Source organism: Nocardioides sp. (genome assembly GCF_044226765.1).
GTDB lineage: Bacteria > Actinomycetota > Actinomycetes > Propionibacteriales > Nocardioidaceae > Nocardioides.
Genome location: NZ_JBGAGJ010000011.1, coordinates 83,836 through 96,815, shown reverse-complemented (window position 1 = coordinate 96,815; position 12,980 = coordinate 83,836). Strand labels below are relative to the sequence as shown.

Annotated in this window: 13 protein-coding genes; 7 read left to right on the top strand and 6 right to left on the bottom strand. The window is 71.8% G+C overall.

Features of this window, described 5'->3' with window-relative positions:
- Positions 1-27: 27 nt before the first annotated feature.
- Together ACILRH_RS19250 and ACILRH_RS19245 are read left to right on the top strand one after the other, a co-directional pair.
- On the top strand, positions 28-2,730 hold the full coding sequence (locus tag ACILRH_RS19250) for a cation-translocating P-type ATPase (protein ID WP_395695683.1): 2,703 nt from the start codon (positions 28-30) through the stop codon (positions 2,728-2,730).
- Between the two features lie 80 nt (positions 2,731-2,810).
- Complete coding sequence (locus tag ACILRH_RS19245; RefSeq protein WP_395695682.1) at positions 2,811-3,023, top strand: hypothetical protein; 213 nt, start codon at positions 2,811-2,813, stop codon at positions 3,021-3,023.
- Position 3,024: 1 nt separating this feature from the next.
- Here the strand turns inward: ACILRH_RS19245 and ACILRH_RS19240 are convergent, their stop codons facing one another.
- The 3 genes from ACILRH_RS19240 to tdh are packed head-to-tail and all read right to left on the bottom strand — an operon-like array spanning position 3,025 to position 6,057.
- Positions 3,025-3,825 carry a class I SAM-dependent methyltransferase gene (locus ACILRH_RS19240; RefSeq protein ID WP_395695681.1) on the bottom strand — a complete coding sequence of 267 codons (801 nt, stop codon included), beginning with the start codon at positions 3,823-3,825 and terminating at the stop codon, positions 3,025-3,027.
- The gene (locus tag ACILRH_RS19235; RefSeq protein ID WP_395695680.1) at positions 3,822-5,015 is read right to left on the bottom strand and encodes a glycine C-acetyltransferase; all 1,194 of its coding nucleotides are present in this window, start codon (positions 5,013-5,015) and stop codon (positions 3,822-3,824) included. The genes ACILRH_RS19240 and ACILRH_RS19235 overlap by 4 nt, the downstream gene beginning before the upstream one ends.
- A gap of 1 nt (position 5,016) precedes the next feature.
- Positions 5,017-6,057, bottom strand: a complete 1,041-nt coding sequence (gene tdh, locus ACILRH_RS19230; RefSeq protein ID WP_395695679.1) for an L-threonine 3-dehydrogenase — start codon at positions 6,055-6,057, stop codon at positions 5,017-5,019.
- 61 nt (positions 6,058-6,118) lie between these two features.
- On the opposite strand from tdh, the gene ACILRH_RS19225 reads away from it, so the two are divergent.
- Positions 6,119-6,529, top strand: coding sequence for a nuclear transport factor 2 family protein (locus ACILRH_RS19225; RefSeq protein WP_395695678.1), 411 nt, complete (start codon positions 6,119-6,121; stop codon positions 6,527-6,529).
- Positions 6,530-6,709: 180 nt separating this feature from the next.
- Here ACILRH_RS19225 and ACILRH_RS19220 read toward each other — a convergent pair whose 3' ends face one another.
- Together ACILRH_RS19220 and ACILRH_RS19215 are read right to left on the bottom strand one after the other, a co-directional pair.
- Positions 6,710-7,147, bottom strand: a complete 438-nt coding sequence (locus ACILRH_RS19220) for a hypothetical protein (RefSeq protein WP_395695677.1) — start codon at positions 7,145-7,147, stop codon at positions 6,710-6,712.
- A 93-nt stretch (positions 7,148-7,240) separates the two neighbouring features.
- Positions 7,241-8,299 carry a hypothetical protein gene (locus ACILRH_RS19215; RefSeq protein WP_395695676.1) on the bottom strand — a complete coding sequence of 353 codons (1,059 nt, stop codon included), beginning with the start codon at positions 8,297-8,299 and terminating at the stop codon, positions 7,241-7,243.
- Between the two features lie 158 nt (positions 8,300-8,457).
- Here ACILRH_RS19215 and ACILRH_RS19210 point away from each other — a divergent pair, with 158 nt between their 5' ends.
- Both ACILRH_RS19210 and ACILRH_RS19205 read left to right on the top strand, forming a co-directional pair.
- Positions 8,458-8,937, top strand: a complete 480-nt coding sequence (locus ACILRH_RS19210) for a SigE family RNA polymerase sigma factor (protein WP_395695675.1) — start codon at positions 8,458-8,460, stop codon at positions 8,935-8,937.
- Positions 8,934-9,683: a hypothetical protein gene (locus ACILRH_RS19205; RefSeq protein WP_395695674.1), complete on the top strand. Its 750-nt coding sequence runs from the start codon at positions 8,934-8,936 to the stop codon at positions 9,681-9,683. Before ACILRH_RS19210 ends, ACILRH_RS19205 begins: the two co-directional genes overlap by 4 nt.
- 192 nt (positions 9,684-9,875) lie before the next feature.
- Here ACILRH_RS19205 and ACILRH_RS19200 read toward each other — a convergent pair whose 3' ends face one another.
- Positions 9,876-11,330, bottom strand: coding sequence for a hypothetical protein (locus ACILRH_RS19200; RefSeq protein WP_395695673.1), 1,455 nt, complete (start codon positions 11,328-11,330; stop codon positions 9,876-9,878).
- Between the two features lie 363 nt (positions 11,331-11,693).
- On the opposite strand from ACILRH_RS19200, the gene ACILRH_RS19195 reads away from it, so the two are divergent.
- Both ACILRH_RS19195 and ACILRH_RS19190 read left to right on the top strand, forming a co-directional pair.
- Positions 11,694-12,500, top strand: a complete 807-nt coding sequence (locus ACILRH_RS19195; protein WP_395695672.1) for a hypothetical protein — start codon at positions 11,694-11,696, stop codon at positions 12,498-12,500.
- 13 nt (positions 12,501-12,513) lie between these two features.
- Positions 12,514-12,966 carry a hypothetical protein gene (locus ACILRH_RS19190; RefSeq protein ID WP_395695671.1) on the top strand — a complete coding sequence of 151 codons (453 nt, stop codon included), beginning with the start codon at positions 12,514-12,516 and terminating at the stop codon, positions 12,964-12,966.
- Positions 12,967-12,980: the final 14 nt, after the last annotated feature.

The following is a 12,980-nucleotide window of genomic DNA, read 5'->3' as shown; positions in this document are numbered from 1 at the left end:
CCGCGCGCGCTGCCGCAGATTCGCCCCATGAGCATGGTCGACGCCGTCGGGATCGAGGTCGCGCAGGTCGCCGAGGAGCTGGGCGTCGATCCCACCCGAGGGTTGACCGCGGCCGAGGCGAGCTCTCGCCTCAGCGCCACCGGCCCGAACCAGCTGGCCACCGGGTCGAAGGAGCCCGGTTGGCGCGCGTTCCTGCGCCAGTACGAGGACTTCATGCAGGTCGTGCTCCTCGTGGCGGCAGCGGTCAACCAGCTCGTGACCGGGGAGACCGGGACGACGATCGTGCTGGCCGGGCTCACCGTGTTCAACGCCGTGATCGGGCTGCGGCAGGAGGCCAAGGCCGAGGAGAGCGTCAAGGCCCTCGCCCAGATGATGCGGACGGTGGCCCGGGTGCGCCGCGACGGCCAGGCCGTCGAGATCGACGCCGAGCAGCTCGTGCCGGGTGACGTGGTCCTGGTCGAGGCCGGCAACCGCGTGCCGGCGGACGGACGGGTGGTCCTCGCCGCGACCCTGGAGATCGAGGAGGCCGCCCTGACGGGCGAGAGCCTGCCGGTGGCCAAGTCCACCGATCCCGTGCCGGGCGACGAGGTGCCGCTCGGTGACCGCACCTGCATGGCGTACATGAACACGTCGGTGACCCGCGGCCGCGGTGAGCTGATCGTGACCGCCACCGGGATGGACACCGAGATCGGTCACATCGCCGACATGCTGGCAAGCACGGAGTCGAGCCGGACCCCGCTCCAGCGGCAGCTGGACTCGCTCTCGCGGATCATCGCCACGATCGCCGGCATCGCCCTGGTCCTGGTGGTCCTGCTCGGCCTCGCGCAGGGCGAGTCCTTCGACACGCTGTTCGTCACCGGGGTGGCCCTCGCCGTGGCGGCGATCCCGACCGGCCTCCCGGCGGTCGTCACGGCCCTGCTGTCGATGGGCACTCGCGAGATCGCCCGCCGCAACGCGATCGTCAAGAGGCTGCCCGCCGTCGAGACGCTCGGCTCCACGTCCGCGATCTGCTCGGACAAGACCGGGACGCTGACCCTCAACAAGATGACCGCCCGACAGCTGGTCATCCCCGGCCGGCACCGGTTCACCGTCACGGGCGAGGGCTACAGCACCGAGGGCGAGATCAAGCACGTCGGCGGCGAGCGGTTCGACCTGGACCCCTACCTGCTGCCGATGGTGCTGTGTGCCGACGCCGTCCTCGACGGGGATGCCCTGATCGGTGACCCCACCGAGGGCGCCCTCATCGTGCTGGGCGCCAAGGGCGGGCTCGACATCACCGAGACCCGCGCCGCCCTGCCCCGCGTCGCCGAGGTGCCGTTCGACTCGGACTACAAGTTCATGGCCACCTTCCACGAGCTGACCGCCGACGACGGCCGGCGGGTGGTCCGCTGCTACGTCAAGGGCGCACCCGACGTGCTGATCGCCCGGGCGACGACCCTGCGCACCCCGTCGGGCGAGCTCGTCCCGATCACCGACGACAACCGGCACCTCGCGCTCGAGGCCAACGACCGGATCGCCGCGGCCGGCGAGCGTGTCATGGTGGTGGCCCAGCGCGACTTCGAGCCGGGCACGCTCCCGGCGGGTGGCGAGCTGATCGCTGTGGTCCAGGAGCTGACGCTGCTCGCCATGGTCGGCATCGTCGACCCGCCCCGGCCCGAGGCGAAGGCCGCGATCGCGGAGTGCCACGACGCCGGCATCCGGGTCAGGATGATCACCGGCGACCACGCCACGACCGCCGCAGCGATCGCGACCGAGCTCGGGATCGAGGGCCGGGCCGTCACCGGGGCGGAGTTCGCCGCGATGGACGACGACCAGCTGCGCACCGAGCTCGACGAGATCGGGGTCGTCGCGCGGGTCGCGCCCGAGGACAAGGTCAGGCTGGTCCGGCTCCTCAAGGAGAAGGGCAACGTCGTCGCGATGACCGGTGACGGCGTGAACGACGCTCCGGCACTCAAGACGGCCGACATCGGCGTCGCGATGGGCATCACGGGCACAGAGGTGTCGAAGGAAGCCGCCGTGATGATCCTGACCGACGACAACTTCGCGACGATCGTGGGAGCCGTCGCCTACGGGCGAGCGCTCTACGACAACCTCCTGAAGTACCTGCGCTTCCAGATGTCGACCCTCGTGGCCTACATCGCCATCTTCGTCGGGGCAGGGATCCTCGGCATCGCCGCCGGAGCGCCGCTGAACCCGTTGCAGATCCTCTGGCTCAACATGGTCGTCGACATCCCGCTGGCCATCGCGCTCGGCTTCGACGAGCCCGCCCGTGGCCTGATGTCGCGGCGCCCTCGGCCGGTCGAAGCGCCCGTGCTGTCGCGCACCAACTGGTTCCGCCTCTGTGGCCAGGGCGCAGTGATGACGATCGGCGCCCTGGTCGCCTACCAGATCGGCGACCATCGCGGCGACGCGATCCTGGCGTCCACGATGCTGCTGACGACCCTGTCGCTCTACCACCTGGTCGCGGCGTTCATGAGCAGGGACCAGGTGGGCACGATCTTCGACCGGGACGCGCTGCCCGCGGTCACCCAGCTCCGCCGGTACGGCGTCGCGCTCCTCGCCATCGTGGCGATCACTGCCCTCGGGTTCCTCGAGCGCATCTTCGAAACCACGGGCCTGGACCTGACGGAGTGGTGCATCGCGATCGGGCTGGCCGCGACGTTGCTGGTCGTCGAGGAGCTGGTCAAGGTCGTGCTCCGCCGGCGGCCCGGACCGGCACGAACGGACTAGGCCGGTCCCGACCTCCGGCCCGGCCGGCGAGGACAGGCTTCCCTTCGTCGTCGCAGGCTGCTCGGCGCACGCTCGACGCCATGAGGTTGCGACTGCGGGTCATCGGGGACGGGTCGGGTCGACGGGTGCAGTCGTTCGTGAGCCGGCGGCTCGACGACCACGCGCAGCTGGCCGAGGCGGTCCGTCGGATGTGGATCCGCGCGGAGTGCCTGCCGCCGAGCGAGCTGTGGCTCGAGCGGCCGGACGGCTCGACGCAGCGGCTGGCCGAGGGCGCTCCGGTGCCGGCCTGGTGACCTACGCCGGGAGCGACGCCACCCAGAGCTCCTCGGCCGGCCACCGGGTCGCCCACCTCTTGGAGACGATCTCGTAGAACGCGTGCTCGTCGGCGTCCGGCGGCGCGTAGATCTCGTGCATCGCCTCGACGACGAACCCGGCCGCGCGCAGCAGCCGCACCCAGTCACCGTGGGAGGGATGGAACTCCACGCCGCCGCCGGGCCAGGCGACGCGGCGCAGCTCGCGCTGGCCGCGCAGCAGCGCCTCGCCCGCGACACCGTTCTCGGCGGGCACGCAGAGCGCGGACAGCAGGCTGTTGTTGAGGAAGACCAGCCGGCCGCCCGGCCGCAGCAGCCGGGCCGCCTCCGGCAGCCAGAGCTCCGGGTCGCACCAGACCCCGGCGCCGTGCTCGCTCACCACGAGGTCGAAGGAGTCCCCCGGCAACGGCACCTGCTCGCCGTTCGCCTGCAGCAGCGGGAACGCCGGACCGACCCGGCCCTGGAGCCGGCGGGCGGTCCGCAGCTGCTCGTAGGAGACGTCCACCGCCACCGGCCGGGCGCCCGCCCGGGCCAGCCACGCGGAGAAGTACGCCGTCCCGCACGCCAGCTCGACGACGTCCAGCCCTCGGACGTCGCCGAGGACGCCCAACTCGCGCTCGGGCACCGCGAAGAGCCCCCACACCGGCTCGTCGCGCGCCCACATCTGGTCGGCGGCGGCGTCGGTGAAGCGCTCGTTCATGATCGCCCACAGCTCCTGGTTGAGCGCGAGCTCGGCCGACCGCGTCACCTCCGGGGTCACGTCCGGGGTCACGTCCGGGGTCACGCGAGCGCGTCCCGGGCCGCCACGAACGCGTCCGCGCACCGGCGTACGTCGTCCTCGGAGTGCGCCGCGGAGAGCTGGACGCGGATGCGGGCCTGGCCGCGCGGCACCACCGGGAAGGAGAACGCGATCACGTAGACGCCCTGCCGCAGCATGTGGTCGGAGATCGCGGCGGCCTGCCGGGCGCCGTCCTCCCCGGGGAACATCACCGGCGTGATCGGGTGGCTGCCGGGCAGGAGGGTGAACCCCGCCTCGGTCATCAGGCTGCGGAAGAGCGCGCTGTTGGCCGCGAGGGCGTCGCGCGCCGCGCTGGAGGTCGTGACGAGCTCGAGCGCCTTGAGCGAGCCCGCGACGACGCTGGGGGCGACGGCGTTGGAGAAGAGGTAGGGACGCGAGCGCTGGCGCAGGAGGTCGACGACCTCGCGGTGCGAGGCGACGTACCCGCCGGAGGCGCCGCCGAGCGCCTTGCCGAGCGTGCCGGTGACCACGTCGATCCGGTCGACCACCCCGAAGAGCTCCGGCGTGCCGCGGCCGCCCGGCCCGACGAACCCGACGGCGTGGGAGTCGTCGACCATCACCAGCGCGGAGAACTCCTCGGCGAGGTCGCAGATCTCGGGCAGCGGCGCGAAGCTGCCGTCCATGGAGAAGACGCCGTCGGTCGCGACGAGCACCCGCCGCGCACCGGCCTCGCGCGCGGCCACCAGCTGGCGGCGCAGGTCGGCCATGTCGGCGTTGCGGTAGCGGTAGCGCGCCGCCTTGCTCAGCCGCACGCCGTCGATGATCGAGGCGTGGTTGAGCTCGTCGGAGACGATCGCGTCCTCCTCGCCGCACAGCACCTCGAAGAGCCCGCCGTTGGCGTCGAAGCAGGAGCTGTAGAGGATCGCCGCCTCGGTGCCCAGGAACTCCGCCAGCCGCCGCTCCAGCTCGGTGTGCTGGGTCTGGGTGCCGCAGATGAAGCGCACCGAGCTCATCCCGAACCCCCAGGTGTCGAGCGCGGCCTTGCCGGCCGCCACGACGTCGGGGTGGTCGGAGAACCCCAGGTAGTTGTTGGCGCAGAAGTTCAGCGCCTCCCCCGCGGTCGTCGCGATGTGCGCGGCCTGCGGGGTGGTGATCTCGCGCTCGTGCTTGGTGAGGCCGGCCGCCTCGATCTCCGCGAGGGTGTCGGCCAGCTGCTGCTTCACGTCGCCGTACATCTCAGCTCCAATCCAGGACGGCCTTGCCGCCGAGGCCGGATCGCGTGTGCGCGAAGGCCTCCTGCCAGTCCTCCGCCGGGCCGCGCCAGGTGATCACCGACTGCACGGCCGCACGCAGCGCCGGGCTGGACGCCAGCATCGAGCCCATCAGGTACCACGTCTCGAACATCTCCCGGCCGTAGATCCCGCGCAACGTGATCATGTGGGTGATCACCTTGCCCCAGTCGATCTCGTACGGCGACCGCGGCAGGCCGAGCATCGCGACCCGCGCCCCGTGGTTGAGGTTGTCCAGCAGGTCGCGCACCGCGTCGGGCGCCCCGGACATCTCCAGGCCGATGTCGAAGCCCTCGAGCATCCCGAGCTCGTGCTGCGCCCAGGCCAGGTCCCGCCCGCCGGACACGTCGACGGTGAGGTCCGCGCCGGCGCGCGCGGCGAGCTCGAGCCGCTCGGGGCGCACGTCGCTGACGGCGATCCGCCGGGCACCGGCGTGCCGGACGATCGCGGTCGCCATCACCCCGATCGGGCCGGCGCCGGTGATCGCGACGTCCTCCCCCACCATCGGCCACTGCAGCGCGGTGTGGGTGGCGTTGCCCAGCGGGTCGAAGAGGGCGCCGAGGTCCGGGTCCAGGTCGGCCGGCTGGACCCAGGCGTTGGTCGCGGGGATGACGACGAGGTCCGCGAAGGCACCGTCGCGATTGACCCCGACCCCGATCGTGTGGATGCACAGCTGGCGCCGGCCGGCCCGGCAGCTGCGGCAGGTGCCGCAGACGATGTGCCCCTCCCCCGAGACCCGGTCACCGACCACGACGTGCTCCACGTCCGCGCCGACCTCGACGACCTCGCCGAAGAACTCGTGCCCGATCGTCATCGGCGCGGACACGGTCGCCGCCGCCCAGTCGTCCCAGGACTCCAGGTGGAGGTCGGTGCCGCAGAGACCCGCGCGCAGCACCCGGACCTTCACGTCCCGGTCACCGCAGACGGGCTCAGGCACCTCCACGAGCTCGAGTCCTGGACCGGCCTTCGTCTTCCGCAGCGCCCGCACCCGCCCATCGTGCACCTCGGGAGTCCCCGGCCGGCGGGTTTCGGCGACGTACCGTGGCCGGATGGACCACACCACCGCCCAGCAGTGGCTCGACCACTACGTCGCGGCCTGGCACAGCTACGACCGCGACGACGTCGCCGCCCTCTTCGCCGAGGACGTCGCCTACCGCTACCACCCGTACGACGAGCCGGTGGTCGGCCGCGACGCGGTGGTCGCCTCCTGGCTGGGCGAGAGCGACGACGAGGGCGCGTCGACCCGGGACGAGCCGGGCACCTTCGACGCGTCGTACGCACCGGTCGCCGTCGACGGCGACGTGGTCGTCGCCCGCGGGACCAGTAGCTACCGCGAGCGGCCGGAGGGCCCGGTGGTCCGCGTCTACGACAACTGCTTCGTGATGCGCTTCGACGACGAGGGCCGGTGCCGCGAGTTCACCGAGTGGTACGTCAAGCGGCCGGCTGACGCCGGGTCCTGACCACGAGCGGTTCCGAGCGCAGTCCCGCCGATGCCGACCGGTGCACGCCTGTCGAGTCGTGTGCCTGAGAACTACCTCCAGGTCGGTGTGGAGCACACGACTCGTCCGGACCGGTGATCGACCATCGACAGATTCGGTGCCGCGACCCGCGGCCCCGGGCCGGCAGACAGGAACACCGAGTCAACGCCGGGCCACGGGCCGCGACGACTCCTCGATACCGGCCCCGGAGACCCGCTGCGGGTGCCGGTCGGAGAGGTAGAAGTACACCCGGGCGTAGACCGAGCCCCGGTAGGTCATCTCGGCGGGTCCGCACTGCCAGCCGCGGGGATAGCCCGGGACCTTGCGGTGCCCGCACCGCTCGGCCGGGCGGAACCGGAACCCGTCGCGGTGGTAGCCCAGGTACTCGTGGACCAGCGCCCTCGTCGCATACTTCCGCGCCGCCGCCGGGTGGCCGGCGTCGATCGCCCGCAGGAAGTGGTTGGTGGTCGGGAGCGGAGCCCTCGTGGCCTCCCGCTCCGCGGTCGGACCCGCGGCCACCGCAGCCGGGTCGACCGCGGTCACCAGGGCCGAGCCGATCGCCGTGGCCAGGGCGAGCGCCCCGAGCGTGCGCATGAGCATGGCGCGAGCCTAGGCGACGTGGCCGCCGATGCGCTCGGACGCAACGGCCCGCTCCCGACCCGGCTGTCGCGTGGACGTCGTCGTCCCGCAGCGTCAGCCGACGCAGTAGCCCGGCGCGGGTCCGACGTTGGAGACGAACCGCGCAGACACCCACAGGCCGTGGTCCAGGTTGTACCAGAGGTCGTTGCCGCGGACCCGCTGCCCGTGCAGCTTGCAGTGGATGGTCACCCGCGACCCCCGATGCAGACCGCCGTGGGCGTTGGCACGCATCGTGGGTGCCTCCCGTGCCACCAGGAGTGCTGTGGTGACCCGGCCCCGATAGGTTCTTCCGGTCCCGCAGTAGCGAGGCGACGCCCCGGTCGGCCGCACGTAGGTCCCGGAGACCCAGCGGTGACCTCGGCCCGCCAGGCGGTACCAGACGTTGCTGGCGGGTGCGTCCTCGTCGTCGTTGCGGAACACCACGGACCCGGCCACCCGGCACGCGAGCGGCACGACCGCCCCCCGGCGCAGGGTCTGCTGCCTCGCCGAGAACGGCGTGGGCAGACCTCGCACCACCAGACCGCCGCGAGCGGTCACCCGCCCCCGGTGCTCGGCGGTCGACCCGCCCTGGCCGGCTCGCAGGAACCGGGTGAAGCGGGTCTGGTCGTCCCAGTAGGGACCGGAGAGGTCGATGGTGCCGTCGACCGTGCGGACCCGGCCCTGGAGAGCCACGTGCGGCCGGCTCCGGGTCAGGCACGACGTGGGGAGCGACACGACCGTCGACCGCGCGTGCAGCGACGCCCGGATCCCGTGGCAGCGCAGGACCGCGGGCTCGATCGGATCGTTCGCGGGATGCCAGGTGAGGCTCGTCCGGGCCACCGTGCCCCGACGGTCGCGCAGGACGTCCACGCCGTAGACCCACTTCTTGCCTCGGGGCCGCAGCTGCAGCTCGGTGTCGGAGAGCCGCCCTGGCTCCAGCCGCGGGATCGAGACCACCGCGCGCACGCGGTGGCGGCCGTGCGTGACGGTGAGTCCGGTGATGTCGACCGCGCGTGAGTCGGAGTCGGCGCTCCGGTCCGCGACGTGGGCACGTTCCGCGTGAGCGGTGCCCGGGGTCAGGGCGAGCCCTGCGCCGATGGCGAGGACCACGAGCATGCGTGGAGCCGTCTTCATTCAGGTCATCCCTCCAGTGGTGGTGGGCCGAAGCCCCGTCATGGGTACGACGACGTCGGGCCCCGACCAGGTCACACCTGCGGGCAACTCACCCGCAGCCGCCGTCGCGTGACCTCCGGTGGCTCCCGTCGCGTCTAGAGGGGTAGGACGGAGGACAGATGGACCACAGCGCGACCGAGGACTTCGAGGAGTTCGCCCTCGCCCGCTCCGGCGACCTCTACCGACAGGCGTGGGCGATGTGCGGTGATCGGCACCGCGCCGAGGACCTGGTGCAGGAGACGCTCGCCAAGGTCTTCGTCAAGTGGCGGCGCATCGACACGCCGTACGCCTATTCGCAGCGCACCCTGTTGCGGACCTACCTCAGCGCCCGGCGTCGGCGCAGCAGCACCGAGCTGCCCCGTGCGGAGATGCCGGAGACGTCCGGCACGACCGACCCGACCGCCGAGAGCGACCTGCGGATGAGCCTGCGCGACGCCCTGTCCGAGCTGACCCAGCTCGACCGGGCCGTGCTGGTGCTGCGCTACCTCGAGGACCTGTCGGTCGCGGAGACCGCGGACCGGTTGGACCTGTCCCCGGGGGCCGTGAAGAACCGGAGCCTGCGTGCGCTGGCCCGGGTGCGCGAAGGGAGCCTGCGATGAACGAGAGGGAGATGGTCGACCTCCTGCGGCGGGCCACCGAGGACCTCGCACCCGACACGGAGGCGCTGGTGGCCGGTGGGCTCCAGCGCGGCCGACGGCGGCAGCGGCGACGCCGCACCGCCACCGCGCTCTGCGCCAGCGCGGCTGCCGCCGCGATCGGCATCGGCGCCTGGCAGCTGGCGGTCTCCGACCACGTCTCGACCCGGGGGGTCGATCCGGCCGGAACGACGCCCACCTCGGCCCCGGCCAGCGTGGCGACCTCGGATCCCGAGCCGCGGCGGGTGGCGCGGGTCGACCTGGCTGTGACGACGGCCGACGTCCCGGGAGTCTTCGCATCACTGGCGCCCGGCGAGGTCAGTCCGCCGGGGCCCAAGTCCGGACCGGACTCGGCGCCGGTGGTCGACTTCACCTGGAACGGCTTCGGCGTCCGGGTCGGGATCACCCCCGACGACTACGTCTCCGGCCGGCGGGTGCGGGACCCGGCCGCGCGGTGCGCGGAGCAGTCGCAGGATCGGTGCCGGCCGGGTCCGGGCGGGACGGTGATCAGCGCCTCGCAGGGCACCAGCCCGGCCGTCGACGGCGGCACCACGGAGCGGTCGGCGACCGTGTTCCGGCCGGACGGGTGGGACGTGCTGGTGATGGCCTACAACGGGCCCGCCAAGGAGGGGCCGGTGCTCGCCGACCAGCCCCCGTTCGATCTGACCGAGCTGACCCGCATCGCGTCGAGCGACGCCTGGTTCCGGTGACCGCATCAGCCCTCCAGTTGCCGCTGCTGTTGGACCCCGCCGGTCACCCACGGGTGCAACGCTGATCGGGTCCCGCAGCGGTACGTCGCCCACGCGCCGGCTTCGCCGCGCGTGACCTCTACTTCTCAGCAGTGGACCGTCTCCGCCGACGCTGACACTGACGACGGCACTGGCTTCCGCGGGCGTCGCAGGTCAGACGTCTGGCCTCGGCGGTGGCTGCCTCGCCTGAGTGAGCGCGACCGCCCGCGCGATCGCTCGTGCCCACGCCGACCTGGCATCCTCGTAGGCACCGGTGATCCGGTCCGATTCGGCCTGGAACCTCTGCCACCCAGGTGTGTCCGCGTAGTAGCACGAGGTGCCGCAGCTCTGCGCATCCGACACTCCCTCGTACGCCGAGGCGACCGCTTCGATCCCGTCGTCGATGACCGCGAGGACCTGATTGTGCGCGAAGCCGAGTCGACCTGGGACCGTCAACCCGGACATCTCGTCCCTGACGGCCTGGCGCTGCCACTGAGCATCGGACAGGACGCGGTAGGCCTCGTCCCACGTCACGTAGTTGCTGGAGTCCTCGACCCGGTCGATCCAGACCGAGAGGTCTTGTCGCAGGCCGGCGTACCGTCCGAGCAGCCGGTTCATGGCCGCGCGGTAGCTGGTGATGATGTGAAGGTCCCGCGCTCGGTTGTCGATCGTCCGCTCGTAGCGCAGGTGCCAGGTCCGCAGGGCGGAGCGGGCGTGCTCGACTAGGGTGTCGACGGACTTCACCGCCTCGGTTGCCTCGCCGCGCGCGGCGTCAGTCGTCTCGAGCGCGGAGACGGCGCGCAAGATGTCGGCGCGCGCAGACGTCCACTCGTCGAGGTGGTCACCGTCGACGGCGGTCAGGCCAGCCACCGCCTCGTCCAGTTGTGCGAGCCGCTCGAGCCGAGAGGCCTCGTGAGACGTGGGGTCGTATCCCTCCTCGGCAGCGCGCAGACCGGCGACGCTGCTGACCGCCCCGGCGCCGATCGCCCGGAGGTCCGAGGTCGTGCCGGCCGCCTGCATGTCGCTGAAGGTGACGGCGAGCATCTGGTCGGCCTCGTCCGCGATCTCGGCGCCGACGGTCTGCTCGACATGCGACTCGAGGGAGGCCGCATCCATCCAGTGTTCGTCACCCACGAGGTCGGCGCGTTCGGTCTCGACTGCCCGGAGGGACTCCAGGGCCTGGTCGAGGGCCTGATGATCGTCGCCCCAGTGCGACGCGTCATCACCGAGGTCCGCCAACGGAGCGGTGGCGTCCACGACCTCCATCTCGGCACCCGCCACCTTGTCGACCGCGTCCGCCGTCGCTGTGTCGCGTGTCCCCGCCTGCTCGCGGGCCTTCTCCAGAGCAGGTTTCGCTTCCTGCACCAGGTTCGCGGCGTCAGCGAGGTCGTCGATCGACCCGGCCTGCACCATCGCTGAATACCCCTTCACGAACGCAGCGTCCGCAGGCCGGAAGACCGCCACGACCGTGGCATCTTGATGGCGTTCCCAGAGGACGTAGCCCAGCAGTCCCGTCACCACCAGACTCACAGCGCCGATCGCGAAGCCGACGACGAGGTTTCGGCGGCGGCTCGAAGCCTCCGGTGCAGTCGCACCGTCCGCCTCCGCGTCGAAACCGAGGACCGTCACGGTGCCCGGGTCAGGGTCAGGCGTCACCGCCCGAGGCGCCTCGGCCCCACAGCCCGGACAGAACTCGAAGTCCGCCGCGAGCCCGTGCCCGCACCGAGGACAGCGGCTGGGTCCTTTAGCGGAAGAGTCGGCGTCCATCGTGCCTCACCTCAGAAAACTCGACCTTCCTGCATGGTCGTGAACTCCTCGGTGCCGGTGTCAGGGACGAAAGGCCACCCCAACCTCGGTCCTCCGTCCCCTTTCCTCGGGACCCCAGGCGAAGGACTAGTCACCGTTCACCAGGCGAGGTGCTGCGATCCAGCGTCCTGACGTGCGGGCCTGCAGTCAGGTAGGTGGCAGGCCCGGGCAGTCACCCTCGTCGGCATGTCGACCACACCCGTGCGGACGAACGCCCGCGTGATGCTCAACAAGGTCCCCGAAGTCACGGTGTTCTTCTGGATCATCAAGATCCTGTGCACCACCGTCGGGGAGAGCTTCGCCGACTACATCAACGAGACGCTCGGGTTCGGCCTCACCAACACCACCGTCCTCTTCGGGGTCGCCTTCGCCGTGACCCTGTTCTTCCAGTTCCGGCTCGACCGCTACGTGCCCGGCGTGTACTGGCTCACGGTTGTCCTGGTCAGCGTCTTCGGGACGCTCGTGACCGACAACCTGACCGACGGGCACGGCGTGCCGCTGTGGTTCTCCACGACCCTCTTCTCCGTGCTGCTCGCCGTGGTCTTCAGCATCTGGTACTACCGCGAGCGGACGCTGTCGATCCACACGATCGTCACCACCCAGCGCGAGGCGTGGTACTGGACCGCGGTCCTGGTCACCTTCGCCCTCGGCACGGCGGTCGGTGACTGGACGATCGAGCTCACCGGCTGGGGCCCGGGTCAGTCCGTGCTCCTGCCCCTGGCGCTGATCGCGACCATCTTCCTCACCTGGAGGCTCGGCTGGACCGGTCCGGTGCTGTCGTTCTGGGTCGCCTACATCCTGACCCGGCCGCTCGGCGCGAACATCGGCGACTTCCTCGCCTCCCCGAAGTCCGAGGGCGGCCTCGGTCTCGGGACCTTCGTGACCAGCCTGCTCTTCCTGGGCGCCATCGCCGCCGTGGTCGTCTACCTCACCCTCACCGGCGTCGACCGGACCGAGACCATCGGCGCCCGGCGCGCGAACGACCAGGACTGAACGGAGAGAGCTGATGACCACGCACGAGCCGACCCCGCCCGCCCCGGTCCACCGCGTCCTCGTCGTGACCGACGCGGCCGAGCCGAGCCCGTCGCTGCGCGAGGCGATCCGGCAGCGGGCAGCGACCCACGACGCGAGGTTCCGCCTCGTCGTCCTCAACCCCGCCGCCGCCGAGGTCCACCTGCTCCATCCCGAGCGGCACGACAAGGCGCACGAGGCCGAGCAGGTCCTGAGGGCCAGCCTCCCCACCGTCGAGGCGGACGCCGGCGGCCCCGTGATCGGGTCCGTGTCGGTCCGTCATGACCCGATGGACGCGATCGAGGAGACGACGTTCGACGAGCCGGTCGACGAGATCCTCATCGACGTCCCCACCCACCGGCTCAGCTCCCTGCTCCACCAGGACCTCGCCCACCGGCTCGAGCACCTCCACGTGCCCGTCACCGAGGTGCGGCACGAGCACGCTTGACCCACGCAGCGGGA